Source organism: Gilliamella sp. Pra-s52 (assembly GCF_009795805.1).
In the GTDB taxonomy this organism is placed as follows: domain Bacteria; phylum Pseudomonadota; class Gammaproteobacteria; order Enterobacterales; family Orbaceae; genus Gilliamella.
On the sequence record NZ_WTEY01000001.1, the window covers coordinates 287,156 to 310,432 of the forward strand.

Annotated in this window: 16 protein-coding genes and 1 CRISPR repeat array; of the genes, 7 read left to right on the plus strand and 9 right to left on the minus strand. The window is 37.2% G+C overall.

The annotated features are described in order from the left end of the window. Positions 1-233 precede the first annotated feature (233 nt). Together GQ594_RS01345 and ettA are read left to right on the plus strand one after the other, a co-directional pair. Complete coding sequence (locus GQ594_RS01345) at positions 234-1,427, plus strand: MFS transporter (RefSeq protein WP_160411118.1); 1,194 nt, start codon at positions 234-236, stop codon at positions 1,425-1,427. Positions 1,428-1,538: 111 nt separating this feature from the next. Beyond that, positions 1,539-3,206 carry an energy-dependent translational throttle protein EttA gene (gene ettA, locus GQ594_RS01350; protein WP_160411119.1) on the plus strand — a complete coding sequence of 556 codons (1,668 nt, stop codon included), beginning with the start codon at positions 1,539-1,541 and terminating at the stop codon, positions 3,204-3,206. A 75-nt stretch (positions 3,207-3,281) separates the two neighbouring features. Here ettA and GQ594_RS01355 read toward each other — a convergent pair whose 3' ends face one another. The 3 genes from GQ594_RS01355 to GQ594_RS01365 are packed head-to-tail and all read right to left on the minus strand — an operon-like array spanning position 3,282 to position 6,846. Next, positions 3,282-4,910 (minus strand): DUF2813 domain-containing protein, encoded by a 1,629-nt coding sequence (locus GQ594_RS01355; RefSeq protein WP_160411120.1) that lies wholly within the window; start codon positions 4,908-4,910, stop codon positions 3,282-3,284. A 15-nt stretch (positions 4,911-4,925) separates the two neighbouring features. Beyond that, positions 4,926-5,729, minus strand: a complete 804-nt coding sequence (gene rfaP, locus GQ594_RS01360) for a lipopolysaccharide core heptose(I) kinase RfaP (RefSeq protein ID WP_160411121.1) — start codon at positions 5,727-5,729, stop codon at positions 4,926-4,928. Next, positions 5,722-6,846 carry a glycosyltransferase family 4 protein gene (locus GQ594_RS01365; protein ID WP_160411122.1) on the minus strand — a complete coding sequence of 375 codons (1,125 nt, stop codon included), beginning with the start codon at positions 6,844-6,846 and terminating at the stop codon, positions 5,722-5,724. Before GQ594_RS01365 ends, rfaP begins: the two co-directional genes overlap by 8 nt. Positions 6,847-7,060: 214 nt before the next feature. Between GQ594_RS01365 and GQ594_RS01370 the strand changes: the two genes are divergently transcribed. After that, entirely contained in the window at positions 7,061-7,987 is a 927-nt protein-coding gene (locus tag GQ594_RS01370; RefSeq protein ID WP_160401287.1) for a TIGR01212 family radical SAM protein, read from the plus strand. A 302-nt stretch (positions 7,988-8,289) separates the two neighbouring features. Then, a CRISPR array of direct repeats spans positions 8,290-8,798; the repeat unit is 28 nt; unit sequence CTTTAACGCCGTGTAGGTGGTTTAGAAA. A 749-nt stretch (positions 8,799-9,547) separates the two neighbouring features. After that, on the plus strand, positions 9,548-10,804 hold the full coding sequence (gene glyA / locus GQ594_RS01375) for a serine hydroxymethyltransferase (RefSeq protein WP_160411123.1): 1,257 nt from the start codon (positions 9,548-9,550) through the stop codon (positions 10,802-10,804). A gap of 60 nt (positions 10,805-10,864) precedes the next feature. Here glyA and GQ594_RS01380 read toward each other — a convergent pair whose 3' ends face one another. Beyond that, positions 10,865-13,042 carry a phage holin family protein gene (locus GQ594_RS01380; RefSeq protein ID WP_160411124.1) on the minus strand — a complete coding sequence of 726 codons (2,178 nt, stop codon included), beginning with the start codon at positions 13,040-13,042 and terminating at the stop codon, positions 10,865-10,867. A 198-nt stretch (positions 13,043-13,240) separates the two neighbouring features. Here GQ594_RS01380 and GQ594_RS01385 point away from each other — a divergent pair, with 198 nt between their 5' ends. After that, positions 13,241-15,172: an ABC transporter ATP-binding protein gene (locus tag GQ594_RS01385; RefSeq protein ID WP_160411125.1), complete on the plus strand. Its 1,932-nt coding sequence runs from the start codon at positions 13,241-13,243 to the stop codon at positions 15,170-15,172. A gap of 75 nt (positions 15,173-15,247) precedes the next feature. Here the strand turns inward: GQ594_RS01385 and GQ594_RS01390 are convergent, their stop codons facing one another. The 3 genes from GQ594_RS01390 to apbC form a co-directional block, all read right to left on the minus strand. Beyond that, on the minus strand, positions 15,248-16,441 hold the full coding sequence (locus tag GQ594_RS01390) for a sugar transporter (protein WP_160411126.1): 1,194 nt from the start codon (positions 16,439-16,441) through the stop codon (positions 15,248-15,250). 136 nt (positions 16,442-16,577) lie between these two features. Next, positions 16,578-17,090, minus strand: coding sequence for a thiol peroxidase (tpx, locus tag GQ594_RS01395; RefSeq protein WP_160411127.1), 513 nt, complete (start codon positions 17,088-17,090; stop codon positions 16,578-16,580). Positions 17,091-17,404: 314 nt separating this feature from the next. Beyond that, positions 17,405-18,478: an iron-sulfur cluster carrier protein ApbC gene (gene apbC, locus GQ594_RS01400; protein ID WP_160411128.1), complete on the minus strand. Its 1,074-nt coding sequence runs from the start codon at positions 18,476-18,478 to the stop codon at positions 17,405-17,407. Positions 18,479-18,716: 238 nt separating this feature from the next. Here apbC and metG point away from each other — a divergent pair, with 238 nt between their 5' ends. Further along, a complete protein-coding gene (metG, locus tag GQ594_RS01405) occupies positions 18,717-20,744 on the plus strand; it encodes a methionine--tRNA ligase (RefSeq protein WP_160411129.1) in 2,028 nt (675 codons plus the stop codon). Positions 20,745-20,885: 141 nt separating this feature from the next. Here the strand turns inward: metG and GQ594_RS01410 are convergent, their stop codons facing one another. Both GQ594_RS01410 and GQ594_RS01415 read right to left on the minus strand, forming a co-directional pair. Continuing rightward, positions 20,886-21,461 (minus strand): hypothetical protein, encoded by a 576-nt coding sequence (locus GQ594_RS01410; RefSeq protein WP_160411130.1) that lies wholly within the window; start codon positions 21,459-21,461, stop codon positions 20,886-20,888. A gap of 105 nt (positions 21,462-21,566) precedes the next feature. Continuing rightward, a complete protein-coding gene (locus GQ594_RS01415) occupies positions 21,567-22,724 on the minus strand; it encodes an MFS transporter (protein WP_160411131.1) in 1,158 nt (385 codons plus the stop codon). A 148-nt stretch (positions 22,725-22,872) separates the two neighbouring features. On the opposite strand from GQ594_RS01415, the gene GQ594_RS01420 reads away from it, so the two are divergent. After that, positions 22,873-23,175 carry a MerR family transcriptional regulator gene (locus GQ594_RS01420; protein WP_065582444.1) on the plus strand — a complete coding sequence of 101 codons (303 nt, stop codon included), beginning with the start codon at positions 22,873-22,875 and terminating at the stop codon, positions 23,173-23,175. Positions 23,176-23,277 lie beyond the last annotated feature (102 nt).

Sequence of the window (23,277 nt, forward strand, 5' to 3'; positions counted from 1 at the left end):
ATAAATTGAAATATCCTCCGTATTAATTGTACTAAGATATGGTGGATATTTTTGTTTACTATTCTAACTAAATATACTCGCTGTTATTAAAATAACAACATAATATTTAAATTTTTATAAATATTTGCAATAATTTTGGGGTTATATAATAGTATTTAGTTAAAACTAACTAATTGTTTTTATGAATATAATTTATTAATAATATTTTACCTAATCATTTTAGGAATTTTGTTATGAATTTATCCCAACCGCATAAACCTATACTTTCATTTGGAATGATACTTTTAATGGCTATTGCTGTTGGTATCACCGTTGCCAGTAATTATTATGCTTTACCATTATTACATTCAATAACCGAAGATTTAAATATTTCTGTTGATCGTGCTGGTTCTATTATGACAACGGCTCAGTTTAGTTATGCTTTAGGTCTATTATTTATTGCACCTTTAGGCGATAAAATTGAGCGTAAAACTTTAATTATTGCTTTAATGTTATTAACAATAGTAGGTTTGTTAATTAGTGGGCTTTCTCATTCATTGACATTATTAATTGTTGGCACGGCAATCACAGGGCTATTTTCGGCAGTAGCACAAGTATTATTGCCATTTGCTGCAACTTTGGCTAAGCCTAGTCATAAAGGTAAAGTTGTAGGTGTGATAATGAGTGGAATGTTATTAGGCATTTTACTTGGACGTACTTTTGCTGGTGCAATTTCTACATTAATGGATTGGCGAATGGTCTATTTAATTGCTGCCAGTTGCATGGTGGTAATTACATTGTTATTTATATATTTACTGCCACGTTATAAAAGTAACAACACTATTGAATATTGGCCGCTTATTGGCTCTATTTTTATGCTTCTATTACGCAATAGTTCTTTGCGAGTTTTCGCCATAATTGGTAGTTTATCTTTTGCTTTATTTTGTTTATTTTGGACGCCATTAACATTTTTATTGAGTCATCCTCCTTATAAGTATTCCGATTTTATTATTGGTCTATTTGGACTAGCAGGTAGTGTAAGTGCATTAGGATCACCCATCGTCGGTAAATTATCAGATAAAGGAAAAGGTAGTTGGTTAATTCTTTCTGGATTAGGAGTACTGTTATTTTCATGGCTACCAATATCCTTCGCCCCGTCATCAATCATTGTCTTAATTATTGGTATTATGCTAATCAATTTAGCCGCACAGATAACACATGTATCTTGCTTAAATGCAATTTATCAAAACGATCCACATATGGCGACCAGAATGAACGTAGGTTATATGTTATGTTATTTTATTGGTGGAACAGTAGGGTCATTATGTTCCACTTATTTATTTAACCATTATGGATGGCTCGCTGTGGCTATTGCTGGTGCTTTACTTTCTCTTATGGCAATTTTCATTTGGATATTCTATTTAATCAAAAATAGAGTAAAAGAGTAAATAGATATACATAATATTCCATTAAATCAAACGATAATAAATTATCACTAGATTCGAATAAAAGAATCGTTACAATATCATTCTTATTGTTTTTAAATTACGGAAAATGACATGGCGCAATATGTTTATACTATGAATCGAGTGGGGAAGATTGTTCCTCCTAAACGCTATATTTTAAAAGATATTTCTTTAAGCTTTTTCCCGGGGGCTAAAATTGGTGTGCTGGGTTTAAATGGTGCGGGTAAATCCACTTTACTGCGAATTATGGCAGGGGTTGATACCGAAATCGAAGGCGAAGCACGCCCACAGCCGGGAATTAAAATTGGTTATTTACCCCAAGAACCGAAATTAGATCCTAAACAAACCGTGCGCGAAGCTGTAGAGCAAGCGGTTGGTGATGCTAAAAGAGCGCTAGCTCGATTAGACGAAGTCTATGCTGCTTATGCTGATCCTGATGCTGATTTTGACAAATTAGCCAAGGAACAGGCTGAGCTTGAAGCCATTATTCAAACGCAAGATGCTCATAACCTTGATAACCAATTAGAGCGAGCTGCCGACGCACTACGTTTACCTGATTGGGATGCTAAAATCGAAAACTTATCGGGCGGTGAGCGTCGTCGAGTGGCAATTTGTCAATTATTACTTGAAAAGCCAGATATGTTACTTATTGACGAACCAACTAACCATTTGGATGCCGAATCGGTGGCTTGGCTCGAACGATTCTTACATGATTATGAAGGTACGGTAGTTGCCGTTACCCATGACCGTTACTTTTTAGATAACGTTGCAGGTTGGATTTTAGAGCTAGACCGTGGCGAAGGTATTCCATGGGAAGGTAACTACTCGTCTTGGTTAGAACAAAAAGATCAGCGTCTAGCGCAAGAAGCGGCAACGGAATCAGCTCGTCGTAAATCAATCGAAAAAGAACTTGAATGGGTGCGTCAAAATCCAAAAGGTCGTCAAGCTAAAAGTAAAGCCCGTTTAGCGCGCTTTGAAGAATTAAACAGCAACGATTACCAAAAACGTAACGAAACTAACGAGCTCTTTATTCCACTTGGGCAACGTTTAGGCGATAAAGTGATTGAGGTAAACAACCTGACTAAATCGTATGGCGACCGTGTACTGATTGATAACTTATCTTTTAGTATTCCTAAAGGAGCGATTGTCGGTATTATTGGTCCAAATGGTGCAGGAAAGTCAACGCTATTTAGAATGCTATCAGGCAAAGAACAACCCGATTCAGGTACTATTAGCTTAGGTGACACAGTGCAGCTTGCTTCGGTTGACCAGTTCCGTGACAGTATGGACGACAAAAAAACCGTTTGGGACGAAATTTCAAATGGTCAAGACATTATGCGCATTGGTAATTTTGAAATACCAAGCCGTGCTTATGTAGGGCGTTTTAATTTTAAAGGTGTTGATCAGCAAAAACGAGTGGGTGAGCTATCGGGTGGTGAACGTGGGCGAGTGCATTTAGCTAAATTATTACAAGTGGGCGGTAATGTATTATTACTTGACGAACCGACGAATGATTTAGATGTCGAAACCTTACGAGCACTTGAAAACGCACTCCTTGAATTCCCGGGTTGCGCTTTAGTGATATCACATGACCGTTGGTTCTTAGATCGCATTGCCACACATATTTTAGATTACCAAGACGAAGGGCATGTAGAATTCTTTGAAGGTAACTTTACCGAATATGAAGAATGGAAAAAACGCACGCTTGGTGCTGAAGCGCTTGAACCAAAACGAGCTAAATATAAGCGAATTGCTAAATAGTTCACTTTTATACCATTTCGTCAATTAATCTTGACGGAATGGTTTGATCTTCCTGATATTGATCTCAAAAAATAGCTAAACAAACGCTTTAGACGTTTTAATAATTTTGGCAAAAGTATCCATTAGCAAACGAGGTATAGCATCTATACCTCGTAATTTGGCATCGTCACAAACCGCAATAGCTAAATCAGGTTTTGAGCTTTTATGGATCGCTTTTTGTATAATTTGGTGTACCGGCAGATCAATATGCTGTGTGGTATTATAAGCAGCAAGTTTATAGACATGACTAAATCCATGCTTAAATAAAAAATTTTCAATATCTCTTGCAGGTAAAACGGTTAAGTGATCATTAGGATTTTTATCTTCGCCACATAACGATTTTACGGTATCGGCATATTTTTTACCTGCCATATCTCCATCGGTAATAACATACCAATGAATACCCATTTTATTGGCATATTTTATAAGCGGTTTTAAACCACACTGAGCAAACTCAATAAGTTGAACACCCTCTGAACTCAAATGATAACCACTCTGTTCCGCCAATTCACGCAATAGCCAAACTTCGGTTTCCCCCTCAACTAACAGCCAACAACGGGCAAATAAAGCACTGGCACGACGGTAAAAAATATGGAATAAAATTCGCCGACTATCATCAACGCCAAAAGATTGGGGAGTAATATATTTGGGCACAATTTTATCGGGTAGGCGAATTAATCGATACAGACACTCTAAAGGAAATAACGAAACCAAATCACTCGAATTAGACGTAATGATTTTTTGCGTTGGTAGATGTTTCAACAACCGAAAGCCAACCGACAAAATAATCGGATGCAACTGGCTTTCAGGCTCTTCTAAAATTAAAATAGGCACAGCGTGTTGTGAAAGCGTATTATGCCCTTTGGCATTAACAATCGCCCCTAAAATGCCCAGTAATGCGGTACGCAAATAATCGTTATCAAGATCATCTAATACATTATTAATACGCTCCAGCGAATCCCAATCTTCGCTACGTGGTGAGCTGTTTTGGGCTACATGCTTATAATGGTAACGGTGCTCCTGATCGGCAAAATAATACTCCAAAAGTGCTCTTGCAGCTTGCAAACCGCGGTGCAACTCATCAGGTGTTATTTGGGTCGAATAGGCTTTTAATTGCTCACAGAGTTGCGAAGTATAGTATTCCGATAAAGGTTGATTGGTTATGGGTAAGTTTTGTGGACTAATCGAACTTTTCAACGCCATAACAGGATTAAGACCTATTAAATGGGCAATTAATGATTTATGATCAGCAAACGCTAATGCCCTTTGTTGTAAGTCCACCAACGCATGTTGAGTTATAATCTTATTGGTTTGTTTATTTGCGGTAATAAGATAAGTAATTCGGCGCAGTTTATCTTGATCAACAGGGAAAGCCGCGGGTAATAATGGTTGATAAATGGGATTGTTAAGCTCATTAAAATAGGATTCACAATAGGTAATTTTAATCACAATCTTATTGCCATAGACATCGTATTGATCGTGATAAAAATCAGAATCCACAAATTGATAAAACTGATTATCAAGCGACAACAATTGCAACGCACTAATTAAACTTGAACGCCCCCAACGGTTTTCACCCATTAGCACGCTAGCGCTTGGATTCAAGGTTAAAGATAGTGCTTTGATACCTTTAAATCCTGAAATATCCATTTGCTCAATAAACATGGTACCTCCTTATTTTTAAAGATGATACTTTTCTGTCCTTTTACGAATTCGTTCAACTTTTCGATGTATGCTTGCCATTAGCTTAGACTCATTGCGCAAAATTGTTTTTAAAGGTTGATTAAAATACACTTTCAAAAAACGCCAAATATCACGATCGATTAGTCCAATATTCATGGCTGAAAAATAAAGTCCAATTAAATCTTTATCACGCCAGCGAACAGGAACCGTTTTACGGATCTGAGCACGGTGTAAATCAATTACCGACAGTTTTATTTGCTGATGATCTTCAAACAGCGGAATATCAAGCAAAAAGTGACACAAATAACAATCACGATGATTCACCCCAGCAGCGTGCATTTGAGCCACCATTTTTGCCAAATAAATCACTAAAGAACGTTTTATATGATAGCTAGGTGGATTAGTTAACCACGGTTTAGTAAAGTCTTCTAAACTGATGGTAGGGTTAAGATCTTTTGTCACAATAAATGAATGACGAGTCAGCGGATTTAGCCCCTTACGACCAAATGCCCGCCCATCCATCGTATTAACGCCCACTTGTGCTAAACGCTCAATCGCATTCCACTCTTGCTTGGCATCTAAAACAGGCAAACGTAACGAAATAAGATTTTTAACAATCTCTTTCACGGTGGTACCGCGATGAATTTTAATAAAATACGATTCGCCACCAAGCTCAAAATTCAACGTCTTACGTTGCTTTACTGCGCGATAGACTTTGCCCGATATTAACTCAACTTCTGCAAAGGGATCTTTATCAGCCCATAACTGCTCAAAAGGCGCTTTTAACTTAATTTCATTCATGATTATCACAACCTAAAATAATCTCTGTGGCACGCTGTGCTAAATGGTATAAATCAGCGGTTTTACCATAATATATTGCATTTTGATGCCATGTTAATAACTGATCGTGATTTGTTATGGCATTTTGCAAAGCATTGTTTAGCGCCGATTGTACAAAAGGTTCATCAAGCACAACACCAGCATTGGCATCATTAATATGATAAGCATAGCCACAAATGCTTGACACAATCATTGGCACCCCAGCGGCTAATCCCTCAATAAGCACCATACCTGCCGCTTCTTGCCTTGCAGGGTGCAATAGCAAATCAGCCGCAAACAAAAAATCAGGGATATCATTCCGCCCTGCAAAAAAACGTACTTGATGCTCAATGCCGAGTTGCTTAGCCTGTTTTTGATAAGCATCGGGATTATCTTGTCCCACCACTAAAAAAGTCACTTTTTGTTTTAAATTGCAAGGTAGTGCAGCAATGGCGGTTAAAGAACGATCCACACCCTTACGTTTAAAATCCGATCCAATTTGCACAATAACAAAATTGTGCTCATCAATTTGATTGGCTTGCCTAAATTGCTTACCTTTAGCACTTGATTGAGAATGATATTGGCGATCTTGCGCAATGCCTGGTGGCAATAGGTAAAAGCGTGATGGATCAGTATGGTAATAACGTTCAAAGTCACTGATCTGCTGTTTTGTTAGTACCATAACTTTGGTCTGGCTTTGTTGATTAAATACGGCATCTTCAAAAGCTAAATAGTGTTTACAGCGTTTTGACCATTTATACAAAAAGCCCTTGTGTGACACCTTTTCGGCATAACAAGTATCACCCGCAAAATAAACATCCAAATCAGGCATTTTATTAAAGCCAACCACACAATCAACAGGATTTGCTTGTAAATGAGCCTTCACCCAACGGTAATAAGATTGGTTACGGCTATGGTTAGACCAGCCTTTTTTAGGCACCAAAACTACATCAAAGTCTGTTGGTTTATCGCCTTGCCATGACATCACATAAACTCGTACATGGTGACCTTGAGCTTGGCAAGCTTTAGCAATTTGCAAAAAATCACGTTGCAAACCACCAAAAGGAAAATATTTATAAATACAAAACGCCAGTTGCATGCAGATTGCCTCAAGTTTTAAAGGGGTATTATATACTTGTTAATAAGCAACGTGCAAAAATAGCGAAAGACGCCACAAAACGCACAAAAAACAGTCAGGAAAGGTATTGATTTTATTGAAGTTTTTTTGAGGCGAAAAACGTAATTCAACACACCCAACTTGAAGTCAACTCACTAACTCCGTAAAATACCCAAAACGCTTATTCTGGTCTATTATGCAACTTCATCTTGTGGTTAACACTTTTGGTTCTGATCTCCAACGTCGATACGGTGAAAAGATCTACAAACTTACTCTACACGGCGGTTTTAGCTGCCCTAACCGAGATGGCACGATTGGCGTTGGTGGGTGTACTTTTTGTAATGTAGCATCGATCATTGATGAATCAATACAAGTTAAATCGATTGCCGATCAACTTGTATCGCAAGCTCATCAAATGAAAAAGTCCAAACGCTACCTAGCTTACTTTCAAGCCTATACTAGCACCTATGCCGAAGTTGCCATACTCAAAGACATGTACCAACAGGCGCTAAATAGTGCTGATATTGTCGGGCTTTGCGTGGGTACACGCCCTGACTGCGTTCCTAGTGAAGCACTTGAATTACTGGCAAGTTACCAATCGCAAGGTTTTGAAGTATGGTTAGAGCTTGGTTTGCAAACTGCACATGACAAAACGTTACACGATATCAATCGTGGACACACCTTTAATGATTATCACCAAACGGTTCAAAAAGCCCGCAAACTGGGCATAAAAGTATGCACACACTTAATTATTGGTTTGCCTAAAGAAACCAAGCAGGACAATATCATCACCCTTGAGCGCGTATTAAATAGCGGAGTCGATGGCTTAAAGCTGCATCCATTACATATTGTTGATGGCAGTATTATGGCAAAGGCATGGCGAGCAGGACGGCTTGAAGTTTTGTCGTTAGCGCAATATGTTGATATTGCTGGCGACATCATCAGACAAACCCCAGCAGATATTGTTTATCACCGTATATCTGCTAACGCCAGAAAGCCAACCTTACTTGCGCCAGAATGGTGTGAAAACCACTGGCAATCAATGAATGCCGTTGATCATAATTTGCGTCAATATGGTGTTCAAGGCAGCGCCATTGGGGATGAGTATTGTTTTAAGGGATAGGGAAGTGATTTTTTAAAACATGATAAAATAAAAATTTTAATAAAATCAATTGCATTTCTAACTTCTTTTTTATAAAAAAGCATGCGATTACTGCCTAAAAATTATTTAGAAAAAGTGTTAATTTGATTAAATTTATTTTCTGTCTATTTTTTTTAAATGCAAAACTCGACGAACCCTTTTTTTTACGATAATTTAAAATTCAATAAAATCAAAATATTAAAAAATAGCTTAAAAAAAGGGTTTTCAAAGCCAAAATTGTTGTTTATCTTTATATAGCAAGATTTATCAAATCTTGAGCTCTACTTTAACGCCGTGTAGGTGGTTTAGAAAAATTGATGACTTACGTCTCGCAATGCTTCAAGCTTTAACGCCGTGTAGGTGGTTTAGAAAGTTGCCAACGTTGAAAGCAAAGCTACATTAAGCTTTAACGCCGTGTAGGTGGTTTAGAAAAAAGAAAAAAGCTCAATTAAGAGCCTTGAGGGTCTTTAACGCCGTGTAGGTGGTTTAGAAATATGATTCCGTAATGAACAGTTAACGCAACGCCTTTAACGCCGTGTAGGTGGTTTAGAAATCGCACCTCTACTTATTTTGGTCAAGTAGCAGCTTTAACGCCGTGTAGGTGGTTTAGAAATGAACTCCAAAGAATGATTGCTGATTTGCAAACTTTAACGCCGTGTAGGTGGTTTAGAAAATCAAAGCAATACGAATCAAGCCAAAACTGTTCTTTAACGCCGTGTAGGTGGTTTAGAAATGATGTGACAACAAGCGATGCCGTTTTATTCACTTTAACGCCGTGTAGGTGGTAATTAAAAAATAAAATTAATCAGATAATTATAAATAATAATCGGCTATATTGTCTGTCGTATTTCGGCGTCAGAATGTGCCGACAACAGAGCGAGGTTAGCACGCTAAACAGGATGTTTGGCGAGGCTATTCTCTGTCTGGAGCGACAAATTTGTCTGGAACAAATTTGAACATCTGAGCATAGCGAAGATGGCCTCGTAGAGGCGAGTATCAGGATGATATGAGTAATCCCACAAACGGGTGCGTTAAGAGCGAGCGACGGCGGAGGGTAGCCGTAGACCACATTATGCAGACAATGCGTGGGGTTTTTAGGGGATTTTGAACTGCCCCCCAAAATTGGACGTGACCACAACAGCTATTTTGATCACCAAAATCCCAAACGTTCGAAACTACTATACCAATCCACTCTATCAACCAACAAAAAAACATTATATCCCACACAAAATTGTCAGAAAAGATATTGATTTTATTGATGTTTTTGTTTTGTTGTGATTTTAATAACTTAAATAAAATCAATATTCTTATGAGTGGCTTTGAGTTGTTTAAATGATACTGTTAAGCAGTACTATTTATGTCAGTTATTCTTTTTAAAAGTTACGCTACTATTTTTATTGCTGTTTATTAATATTACTTATAACTAATAAAAAAAGATTGAAATGATTTGGTTGTTAAGTAACCATGTGAGTGTAACATCCATTTTTGCTGCCAATAAAGCAAAATCCGACAAACTGTATAATTAGATGATAAGGAGCCAATATGTTTAGCAACAAGATGGCTATTGCCGAGTACGATAAGGAACTTTGGGATGCGATAAAAGGTGAGGAGCAGCGTCAAGAAGATCACCTTGAATTGATCGCATCTGAAAACTACACCAGTCCACGCGTAATGCAAGCACAAGGTTCGCAATTAACCAATAAATATGCCGAAGGTTATCCTGGTAAACGTTATTATGGTGGTTGTGAATATGTTGATATTGTTGAAAAATTAGCAATTGAACGGGCTAAGGCTCTATTTGGTGCAGACTATGCCAATGTGCAACCACATTCTGGTTCTCAAGCGAATTTTGCTGTTTATATGGCGCTTTTAAATACCGGTGATACTGTTTTAGGTATGAATTTGTCTGAAGGTGGACATTTGACGCACGGTTCACCCGTTAGCTTTTCAGGTAAGCTTTATCATATTGTGGATTATGGAGTTGATGATTCAGGGCGTATTGATTATGACAAGTTGGCTAAAACAGCCCAAGAATCTAGACCAAAAATGATTATTGGTGGGTTTTCGGCTTATTCTGGGGTAGTGGATTGGCAACGTATGCGTGAAATCGCCGATAGTGTGGGGGCTTATTTATTTGTGGATATGGCGCATGTCGCTGGGTTAGTTGCGGCAGGAGTTTATCCTAATCCTGTCCCTTATGCGCATGTGGTGACGACAACAACGCATAAAACGCTTGGGGGTCCTCGTGGTGGTTTGATTTTGGCTAAAGGTGGTAGTGAAGAGTTATATAAAAAGTTAAATTCTGCTGTCTTTCCTGGTGCGCAAGGTGGACCTTTAATGCATGTAATAGCGGCTAAAGCCGTTGCGTTAAAAGAGGCGATGGAGCCTGAGTATAAAACTTATCAACAACAAGTAGTGAAAAACGCTAAAGCTATGGTTGAGGTGATTTTAAAACGTGGTTATAAGGTGGTTTCTGGTGAAACACACAATCACCTATTTTTAATTGATTTAGTTGATAAAAATATTACTGGTAAAGAAGCCGATGCTGCGTTAGGCAGTGCGAATATTACCGTTAATAAAAATAGTGTGCCGAAAGATCCGCAAAGTCCGTTTGTAACATCTGGTGTGCGTATTGGTACGCCGGCGATTACTCGTCGTGGTTTTAAGGAAGCCGAATCGCGTGATTTAGCCAATTGGATTTGTGATGTTTTAGATAATATTGATGATGAGCAAACGATTCAAGCCGTGAAAGAAAAGGTGTTAGCTATTTGCCGATGTTTGCCGGTTTACCAGCATTGATTGTTGTTTAATTTCGCCGACAGTCGACAATTGTCGGCGAAATGTGTTGTTAAGTTGATTTTATTTATCAATGTTGGCGTTTGTCTCGGTTTTATTTTGTATCTGTTCTTGTTTGTGTTCCTTAATGTAATGGTCAAGGTAACCCTCATGCCATAACCAACCTCCTGTAGCCCCAATACCGAGTAAAATTGCTAACCAAAAAATAATAGCGAGTTTGTGGTGACGTTGTTTCATTGGATCACGCAAATTGCGTTTTGCATCGGCAGGGAGCTGGGCTTTACTGGTGAGTAAGCTTCCTAACATTAAGTTAATTTTAACTTGCCCATTAATTGCCCAACCTGATGCTTCTAGTAATGGTCCAAGTGTTCTTCGACGTAATTTTAACCATGCCAAAATAACAGAAGGGCCAGAAATAATCAGGAATAATCCTATAAAAACCAAAGGTACTTGCCACCAAGCTAGTGCAAAAATGGCTTGGAATATTGTGGCTAATGCTGTGCCGATTGCGCCAATTGCTAACCCAATTGCGGCAAAAATTCCCACACTTTTGCCAATGTCAAATTTGTTGTTTGGGTTTTGTAGTGCCTGTTCACTTGATTTTTCAATGTTGGCATCTTTACTGCTTGCCCATTTATTTATTTGTTCAGTAATTACGCGCCCCATTCGTTGATAAGGTGCCGAAATTGCTTGTTGTATGCTGATGGGTTTAGTGATGATTTTGACCACATTGGCATCCCAGTCGTTGCCGTCGTTGTCAATAAATACGCCATTACGTCCTTCAATCAATAAATCACCTTGTCCTGCGGTTATTGCAGCAGCAATGGTCTTTTTTTGTCCATTTCTTGTGCATTCACAATAGAGTAAGCAGAGCTCGGAATAGTTTGCCATTACTGTGTGTTTGGCAATGTTATCAACAGCAACACAGAGAGTAGCACAACGTCCATCAATATACAGCTTTCCTAGCTGAAAGGCAGCTCGTGTTTTTAGCGAAAAGAAGTCCGCAAAAGAAACAAAGTTAACCAGTAAGCGGTAAAGATGTTTGTGAAATAGAACTAACTTTTCTAATGTGATTATGTCTGATGCGGATATCGGTGTTTGATTGTCTTGTTCAACCATTTGTTTAAATTCGTTAAGTAAGTCACCGTTGGCTAAGTTAACGATGGTGTTGTTGGGGATGTCTTCTATGCTAGCCGATGGTTTTGTTGCAACAGTTAATTGCGCTATTTCGGGTTTTGCGCTGATTAGTGTGGCATAAGTTTTTAAATTTTGTTGAATATCTTGCCACTCTTGTTGGGTGAGTTGGTCGGGATTGGATAGCGATGATTCTACTAATGTTTTGAAGCGGCTAATTTTTGCTTTCCAAAGTGGGTTAAGCCCATTGACAAGATCAAGTGTGTTGTTGATGTCGATTTTTGATAGGGGTAGTTCAGTTAAGTCTTTGTCTGATAATAGTCCATTTTGTGTAGGCACAATGAATTTTTCATCGACATTGAGCGAGGTTTGTGCTTGCGGTGCATATTGTGCAAGTTCAACCCGTAAAAAATAATCATCAATTTTAGGTTTGAGTTGTTCGATTAACTTCCAAATTTCGGCGCTGTTTTCCCTAAATGGAGTTGGTGTGGTGCTGATTTGTGTTTGCCATTGTAACCATGTTTTTAGGTTGTCAACGAAGGTGGTGGCAATATTTAGATCGATGCCATCTTGTCCACTCATATCTTTTTGTGCACCCGTTGTGTCGATGGCGGTTTGGATAAAGGTTTGCATGTCAGCCGATAATTCGCTTGAGGCAGGGAAGATTAAATCACCATTATAAAGTTTGTTTGCATTGCTTTGTATTGATTGCTGTATATCATCTTGCGTTAAATAATCTATGCCGTTTTTATTTAAGCTAGCTAAGATGCTGTGTGCGGTAATCGATAGCTTTTGCCCCTGTGGGGTCGAGGTGTTAATTTCGGATAAAGGCAGTGTTTCACTGGACTGTAAAATACTGTCAAATGAGGTGATTTTGTCTTGTGTCCAACTAATAGCATCAAGGATATCAGGAATACGGATACGTCCGTCTTTATCTGAATCAAGTAGTTCTAAGGTTCTTTCGTCAAAATCAAGACCTGTGGTTGGGCAACTTAGTGCTACCCATAATTTAGGATCTAAATTAGGTAAATTGATAATGTCATTGGCGTTTTTAAATACAACTTGATCAAGCCCACCGACACGCTGAAATGTCCACATGTGACTCATAATTATCCTCATATAAAAATCTAAATAATATTTTGTTAGTTAATATAAACAGTAATTGTTTTTTTTGATAGAGCTGAATAGTGATTTCTAATATTTGTGAGACCTATTAGTGTATCTTTGGTATTTGATTTAGTTGACTTGGGCAACTTTGTGATAGAATAGCGTCTTATTACTTAATATCCAATAAAAACCAATAATATGTCATTAATTAATCTTACCAATGCTTATCTTTCATTTAGCGATGCACCGCTACTTGATCATATCGATATGTCTATTGAGCCAAGCGAGCGTGTTTGTCTTGTTGGCCGTAATGGTGCTGGCAAGTCGACGTTACTTAAAGTACTAAATAAAGAAGTGCCACTAGATGAAGGGCAAATTATTTATGAAAATAATGTGATTGTGTCACGCTTACAGCAAGATCCTCCACGTGATGTGCAAGGTAATGTATTTGATTTTGTTGCTGAAGGTTTGCACGAACAGGCGCAGTTGTTAAGAGATTATTACGATTTATCCCACCGTATTGAGCAAGATCCTAGTGAAAGTAATTTAACTAAATTAGCCAAATTGCAAGAACAGTTAGATCATCAAAATGGTTGGCAATTAGATAGCCGTATTCGTAATGTGATTTCGTCATTGTCGTTAGATGGCGATGCGTTGTTGTCTTCGTTATCGGGTGGGTGGTTGCGTAAAGCGGCTTTAGCAAAGGCGTTGGTTTGTCAACCGACAGTCTTATTGCTTGATGAACCAACAAACCATTTAGATATTGAGACCATTAAATGGCTAGAAGAGTTTTTAAAAAGCTTTAATGGCAGTATTGTGTTTATCTCTCATGATCGTTCGTTTATTCGTCAAATGGCAACACGTATTATTGATTTAGATCGAGGGCATATTTCGTCTTGGAGTGGTAATTACGATAATTATCTGTTGGGCAAAGAGGAAGCACTACGCGTTGAAGCGTTACAAAATGCAGAATTCGATAAAAAACTTGCTCAAGAAGAGGTCTGGATTAGACAAGGTATTAAAGCTCGCCGTACACGTAACGAAGGGCGAGTACGTGCGTTAAAGGCAATGCGTCAAGAGTATAATGAGCGTCGTCAAGTTATGGGTAATGCCAAGATGCAAATTGAAGAGGCGTTACGTTCAGGGAAGATCGTTTTTGAGCTTGATAATGTAACTTATCAAGTTGAAGATAAGTTGCTCGTAAATGATTTTAGTGTGCAAGTGTTGCGTGGTGATAAGATAGCGTTGATTGGGCCTAATGGTATTGGTAAAACAACGTTGCTTAAGCTGATGTTAGGTAATTTGCAACCGACATCAGGTAGTGTACATTGTGGTACAAAGCTTGAAGTAGCTTATTTTGACCAGTATCGGTTAGAGCTCGATCCCGAAAAAACAGTGATGGATAATTTGGCTGAAGGTAAACAAGAGGTGATGGTAAATGGTCGATCACGTCATGTATTGGGATATTTGCAAGACTTTTTGTTTCCACCTAAACGGGCAAGAACACCTGTGCGAGCGCTATCTGGTGGGGAGCGTAATCGTTTATTGCTAGCTAAGCTGTTTTTAAAACCCAGTAATTTGTTAGTCCTTGACGAACCCACCAATGATCTTGATATCGAAACGCTCGAGTTGTTAGAGGAGTTAGTCAACGATTATCAAGGAACCGTTTTGTTAGTTAGCCATGATCGGCAATTTGTTGATAATGTGGTGACTCAATGTTGGTTTTTTGAAGATCAAGGCCGTATTGGTGTTTATGCTGGCGGTTATGCCGATGCACTTCAACAACAACAGCAAGCTCAGCCAGTTAAAGTGGCGACGGTTAATCAGAATGCTGAGTCAGCCAAAAAAGAAGCTAACAACGTTGCAACTTTGCCTCGTCATGAACAAGCCACTAAAAAACGTGTTAAGCTGAGTTATAACGAGCAACGCGAGCTAGCACAATTGCCAAGTCGGTTAGAGCAGTTAGAAAGCGATATTGCCGATTTGCAACAGCAAGTGAGTCATCACGACTTTTTTAATCAACCTCACGAGGTGACTAACGCCATATTGCAGCAGTTAGCCGACAAAGAAGCCGAGCTAGAGGCTGTCTTTGAAAGGTGGGAGCAGTTAGAGTCGTTAAGTCAGTCATAACCCTTTGCCAATCAGCCATGTTGAGCATTATTTATCATTGTGGTTAATAAATAATGCTGTTTGGCTTGTGGGGGATTAATTCTGTTGTGATTCTTCCGTTTTGATGTTCCACAGCTTTCTAGAATGAAAGGCGAACAATAGTAGGGCAATGATGACAAAAATTGCCCCTACAAATCCGATGTCTTTGGTTGATAGGAAAATGAGTACCTTACTGCCAATAAATGCGCCCCCTCCAATGCCGATGTTGTAGATGCCCGAATAAACCGATGTGGCAATGTCGGTTGCGTCAGGTGCAGCGTCAATGACTTTGCTTTGCATAACCATGCCGATAATGGTCACTGAAAGCCCCCATACCAAGCACTGAATAATGGCGGTGTAGATGCTGAGCGAACTAACGTCAAGCGATAATAAGCAAATGCCTAATGTTAATACGGGAATAAACAAAATGGCCGTTGGGTTTTTGTTGGCATATTTGGCAAAAATCACACTGCCAATCATGCCTGAAAATCCAACAACCAGTAATAAACCGACAATGACGTGTTGATCAAATCCACCAACATTTGTCATAAATGGGGTGATGTAGGTGTAAGCCGTAAAGTGTCCTGCAATAATGATCGCAGTGAGTAGGTAGATGTTAAGCAGTACTGGGCGTTTTAGTACCTGTGGTATGTTTTTCATCGAAATGATGTTGGTGCTTGGTAACTTAGGTAATAAGTTAATCAGTATTAGCATGACACAAAAGGCGAAGAAGCCAATACATAAAAAGGTTACGCGCCAGCCGACCCATTGCCCGATTATTGTTCCAATCGGAATGCCGAGTATGGTAGCCATTGAAACACCAATCACAATAAAGCCCATGGCTTTGGCTTTTTTGCCATTGGGTGCTAGTTGAACGGCGAGTGGCGTTGTGATAGCCCAAAAGACGGCATGTGCACAAGCGATGCCAATTCTGGCTGCCACTAAGCTGTAGAAATTCCACGCTATCCCAGCTAATAGGTGACTACCAATAAATAAGCAGAATAGTAATATGAGTAGCTTTTTTCGTTCCATTTGGGAGGTTAATACCGTTAGTGGCAACGATAGTAGCGAAACCGACCACGCATAAATTGTTAGTAACAATCCGGCATGAGCATTATCCATCGAAAAACTTTTTGCGATATCAGGCAGTAGACCAACAGGTATAAATTCTGTTGTGTTAAAAATAAATGCAGCAAATGCAAGGCATAGAATAGATGACCAAATACGAGATCGGGTAATGTTATTATTCATGATTAAGATTGTGGCGGGAAGATTAGATTACTTTTGATTATAACTGAATATTTTTGTCTATTAAATAGTTGCTATAAATTAATCTTAAAGTATATCGCTACCAATATTATTAGGTAGCGATATATTATATCGTGATTTATGCTAATACTTTAGCTGCCGCTAGGGCTTTGTCATAATCAGGTTCTAAAGAGGTCTCTTTTACATATTCAACGTAAACAATCTTGTCATTTTTATCAATGACAAATACGGCTCGAGTAAGTAACCGTAGCTGTTCAATAACAACGCCATATTTTAAACCAAAGTTGAGTTCTTTATGATCTGAGGTGACTTTAACGGCATCAATCCCCTCAGCTGCACAATAACGGTTTAATGCAAAAGGTAGATCAACACTAATTGAAAATATTACGGTATCTTTTAGTTTTGCTGCTTCGACATTGAAATGGTGAACCTGGGCACTACAGACCGATGTGTCAATTGATGGTACTGAATTTATTATTCTTACTTTGCCGCTAAAATCGGATAATTTTATCGGTTTCATCTCTAGATCTTGCACAGTAAAATCAGGTGCCAAATCACCGACATTGATTTTTGGACCTAATAAAGTAATTGGGTTACCACGCATTGTGACTTCATTCGCTCTTTTTTGCATAATTGTTTCCTTAGTGTTGTGACAAATTATGGGGGGATAGTGTAACGACTTCCAATGCATTGAAGCTTTTGCACATGATAGCGTTAGTTGAATATAGAACTAAATGAGCAGATCAGCAATAGCATTATCTGTTTTTATCGAATGAATTAGCCGATTACTGTTATCGTTGATAACGTTGCTGTTAACACATTGAGGAATTTCTATATTAATCAAATTTCATTAATAAATCATCGAGGAAATTAGTCAGTATTGTTTGTTATAAAATTTATCTAATTTTGGCTGTGGTTTTTACAGCCAATAGTTTGGTTTTTAAGTTACAATGTTTTAAACGCTATATCAGGCAAAATCGTTTTGCCTTGCCAATATAACTCGCTAGCAATATGTTCGGCAATTTGGCCATAAAGTTGAGTAAATTCGCTATCAGGATGGCTAATGACGGTGGGTTTTCCTGTATCAAGATCTTGGCGTAAGATTTTATGAAGTGGTACTTGTCCAAGCAATTTTGTTTGATATTGATTGGCCAAACGTTGTGCGCCTCCTTCACCAAATATTGTTTCGTGGTGACCACAATTTTCACAAATGTGGTAACTCATGTTTTCAATAATTCCTAGTGTTGGAATGTTGACCTTATTAAACATGGTAATACCTTTTTTGGCATCAATTAATGCAATGTCTTGTGGGGTGCTAACAATTATGGCCGCCGTTACTGGAATATTTTGAGCAAGCGTTAATTGAATATCTCCAGTACCTGGTGGCATATCAATAACAAGATAATCAAGTTCAGGCCAAAGCGTATCTTGTAATATTTGTAGTAATGCTTTGCTTGCCATTGGTCCACGCCATACCATTGCACCATCAGGGTCAACTAAATAACCTATGGAGTTACTGGCTAATCCATATGCCATAATTGGGGTCATGTGTTTATTGTCTGGTGTTAATGGGTGCTCTTTTTCTGTACCCAACATGGTTGGAATCGAGGGGCCATAAATATCGGCATCTAAAATACCTACTTTAGCGCCTTGCTTTTGTAAAGCTAATGCTAAATTGATTGCTGTTGATGATTTACCCACGCCTCCTTTACCAGAACTGATGGCGATAATATTTTTTATATTATTAATGGCCTGTTGGTTATTAGCACGTTTTAAGGTGGCAATTTTATATTCAAGGCACCAATCAATATCGTTAATACCGTTAAGTTTAAGTAATTCAGGAGTAGTTGTTTTTTTTAAGGCGTCAAAACCGCTTTGCCAAACAAAAGGCATGGTTAGGTTAATAGATAAGCGGTGGTTTAATATTTCGATTTTTTGTATTGCGCCAAGTTCAAATAAATTTTTTTGCAAAGTTGGATGAGTAAAATTCTCAAGAATTTTTTTTACTTCAATATTCATTATTGTGATCTCTTTATGTATCAATATTTATGCTTGTTTGCTTTTTAGTTTGATTCGTTAAAGGTTTAGCGCATGATAAATAGTTAGGCGTTATTTGGCATTTTTTAACAAAATTATTTAACTACCAACAAAGCTAATTGGGCATAGAAATTTTATTAAATTATGGCATAAATCTAGCGATAATCCCACGTTTGATGTACTATTTCTGCCATTATGTAAAAAAGGGTAATAAATCAACATGACAACTCAACGCAAAATATTGGTGACTTGTGCACTGCCTTATGCCAATGGTGCAATTCACTTAGGTCATATGCTTGAACACATTCAAGCTGATGTATGGGTACGCTATCAACGTATGCGTGGTAATGAGATCTATTTTATTTGTGCTGACGATGCCCATGGCACGCCAATTATGCTCAAAGCACAACAACTTGGTATTACGCCAGAACAGATGATTAGTGAAGTTAAAACCGAGCATCAGCGCGATTTTGCTGGGTTTAATATCAGTTATGATAATTACCATTCAACCCATAGCCCAGAAAACCGCGAAATATCAGAACAGATTTATAAACGTTTGAAAGCAAATGGCTATATTAAAACCAAAGTCATTTCGCAGTTATTCGATCCCGAAAAACAGATGTTTTTGCCCGATCGCTTTGTAAAAGGCACTTGCCCACGTTGTAAAGCGCCCGATCAATATGGTGATAACTGTGAAGTGTGTAGCGCTACTTATAATCCTATTGATTTAATTGATCCTAAGTCTGTGGTTTCGGGCGCCACGCCGATTTTAAAAGAGTCTGAACACTTCTTTTTTGATTTGCCTGCTTTTTCAAATATGTTGCAAGAGTGGATTCGCTCAGGAACACTTCAAGACCAAGTGGCGAATAAAATGCAAGAGTGGTTTGAATCTGGTTTGCAACCTTGGGATATCAGCCGTGATGCCCCTTATTTTGGTTTTGAAATCCCTGATGCGCCAGGCAAATATTTCTACGTTTGGTTAGATGCGCCAATTGGTTATATGGGGTCTTTTTTAAATTACTGCAATAAACAAAATAAGCCGATTTTTGATGAGTTTTGGCGTAAAGATTCAAGTACTGAATTATATCATTTTATTGGTAAGGATATTGTCTACTTCCATAGTTTGTTTTGGCCGGCAATGTTAGACGGCAGTGAATATCGTAAGCCTTCTAATATCTTTGTACATGGTTATGTGACGGTTGACGGCGCAAAAATGTCGAAATCGCGTGGTACTTTTATTCAAGCAAGTACCTATTTAAAACACTTAGATCCTGATTGTTTGCGTTATTATTATGCAGCTAAATTGTCGTCACATATTGATGATATTGATTTGAATTTAGAAGACTTTGTTCAACGTGTAAATAGCGATTTAGTCAATAAAGTTGTTAATATTGCTTCGCGTTCGGCTGGTTTTATTCATAAACGTTTCGACGGTAAATTATCAGCCAAAGTGGCAGAGCCTGAATTGTATGCCTTGTTTGTTGAAAAATCTAAAGTAATTGCTGACTATTTTGAACAACGCGAATCAGGTAAGGCTATTCGTGAAATTATGGCACTCGCTGATGAAGCGAATCGCTATATTGACGAAAAAGCCCCTTGGGTGGTTGCTAAACAAGAAGGGCAAGATCAAGCATTGCAAGATATTTGCTCGATGGGTATTCACTTATTCCGCATTTTGATGACCTATTTAAAACCAATTGTGCCTTCGTTAGCTGAGCGCAGTGAGGCATTTTTAAATAGTCAATTAACATGGAATTCTATTGATAACGCTTTAACAAATCATAAGATTAATCAGTTCAAAGCCTTATTTAACCGTATTGATATGGATAAAATCACCGCTATGATTGACGAAACAAAACAACAAGCTGCACTAGCGCAACCAACAAAACCACTCGTTGCTGAACCTATCGCTGAGACGATTAATTTTGACGATTTTGCTAAAGTCGATATGCGTGTAGCGTTGATTAAACATGCCTGTTTTGTTGAGGGATCTGATAAATTACTTCAATTGACACTTGATATTGGCGATGAAACCCGTAACGTGTTTTCAGGTATTAAGCAGTTTTACCCTGATCCTGATGTGTTAATTGGTCGTTTAACCATTATGATTGCTAACTTAGCTCCTCGTAAAATGCGTTTTGGTGTTTCAGAAGGTATGGTGCTTTGTGCAAGTGGTAAAGATGATGGTGACGGTGTGTACTTGTTATCTCCAGATAGTGGCGCTAAACCGGGAATGCGAATTTCGTAACTGATATCTTTATTATAAATAAACGGCATCTTAACAAGTTGATATGCTTGTTAAGATGTTTCAGGAAACTATACGTTTCGGTATGAAATTTGTTAATTTGATAAATAATTGTAGCATTTGTTTTTTAGTATTGTTTTTCTATTATAGGTGTTTAGCTAACCAACTATCATGTAACCATTTTTGAGTTTGTCTTCCTGCTCGAATAAAATCCCATTCAATATCTCTTTCAAAAACCATCACTGTTTGATCAGGTCCTATGATAGTCCAAAAATAGAGGCCAGTATTTAAATCACGACATTTGACTTTCATACCAGTTAGTGTGTTTTTTTTGCCATCAACAATAATAGTTTCGTTATGGGTATTGATCCACTTATTATTATAGTTATCTAATAAATCTGGTGCATAGTCTTTAAGAAAATTTAGAGTAATTTGTAATGCGGTTTCTTTGGAAACTTGTTGGCTAGAAGACTGATATTTAGGTAGTAATCTTACTAATCCTTGTAAATTTTTAGTGGTATCATTTATTAATAATGAAACATGTTGTTGTTCAAGATGTATGCTTTCATTGGGTTCAAAACGATAAAGAGTGACAGGCTGTTTATTGTGGAGTCCCTGTTTAGTTAATACTAAATTAAAATCACGTTCTGCATTTTGTAATAACTTTTGAAAGCTTGGTACAAGTATGTTTTTTGCTTGTTGTATTTGTGTTGAGTTCATAGTTTGTTCCTTTATTGTACTCATTTCTTTGGCGTAACAACTTGAATTTAAAAAACTTGTTATAAGTATTAAGCTAATAAATATTTTTTTCATTATAAAAAAACCTTAATGGTAATTTCTTTTATTTAATATTAGTTGCAATGCACAAATAAATAGAAAAAGGGTGATGAGTAAAATTAAATTATTCATTTCAAAAATGGTTGGTAAAAAGGCGCCTATACTCGCACCAATAAATAAAACACAGGTGTATAGCGATACGGCAATGCCACGACTTTCAGCTTCAGATTCGATTGTAATACATGTAATCATTGATGGAATGGCATAGGCTAGTCCAAAAACAAATATAAAATGGATAATAAATAAAAGACTAACAAAATTTAATTGGTCATTAATATAAAAACAGTGAATTAATAACGAAGTGCTCATTAGGCATAATGCAATGAATAATACGTATAATGGTTTGATTAGCTTAAATAGATAACCAGCTGTTAGACTAAATAATATAGCAATAATGCTTATATTACGTAGTGTTGGTACATAAATAATTAATAAACTATGGTGTAATATTGAATAAAGACTAACAAAACTAAGTAGAACAAAGAGCGAACAACAATAGATAGGAAATAATTTTTTATTAAACAAAATGTTGGGAAGTTTACTAAAAATTGAAGTTATTGATGTTTTTTGTAGTGTTGGTTTTTTCTTATTGCTTTTTGAACTGTTGAAATAAAAGCATACACCGCCTAATGTGTAAATAGTACCTAAAAACCACATAGATTTGTGCAGTGAATCAACAATCATTATTGAACCAAACCATTGCCCAATGGTTGTTGCGAGTAGAAACGTACAACTAATAATTGAGATTGCTTTAGATTTTGTTGCATCAGCAAGGTTAACCGAAATCCACGCTAATGCAACAGGTGGAAATGAGGCTGCACAAAAGCCTTGGATGGAACGTGCTAACAACAATAAATAATAACCACTTATCAATGGAATAATAAAAGTGATTAATGCTAAAAGTAGTAAGCCTATTGCTAAAGTAAAATCTTTGCCTATTTTATCCGATAAAATTCCCCAAATAATTAGTCCAATCGCGTAAAAAATACCAAATATACTTGTTAATAAGCTGACATTACTTGGTGTACTACCTTTGATAAAAATTAGTAAATTTTCTGGAATGGGTAAAAAAATGTAGAGAAGGGTGACAACAGCAAGCGCTATAAAAGGAATTAATGTTGTTCCTACGATTAACTTATATTTCATTGATAAGTCCTTTAAGTTTAATTGTTGTATTTAAACTACAATAATTGCAGTATATATCCATTTCGGTTTTTAAATCAACATAATTTGTTGTAACAATATAATTTAATCGATAAAATATAGAAAAATAAATGATGAAAAAGGTTTTGCTATGGAAGATATTTCTGTTAAGAATTCATATGATGACTTTTTATCAACCGTGATTGTTGGTATTGGCGAGGTTTCTGAAATGACAAAAATTCCAGTTAGAAAATTACGATATTGGGAAGAAAAAGGCATCATTAAAACAGTTGATCCACAATCTAAGTCTCGTCAATTTGATTTAGCGAATATAAAAAAAATTGTTTTGATTCAAGAATTAATGGAAGATGGATATTCGTTGGATGGTGCTGCCAAAAAAGTTGAAGATAGAATTGCAAAAATAGAATCATTAATGAATCTAATTCAAATGTAATTGTATGTATATTTGTTTTTTTATATTGTAATAATATTAATTTAAGTTCTAGTCATTAATTGGTTTTATAATCATATTTTCAATATGAGTATTTTATTATTT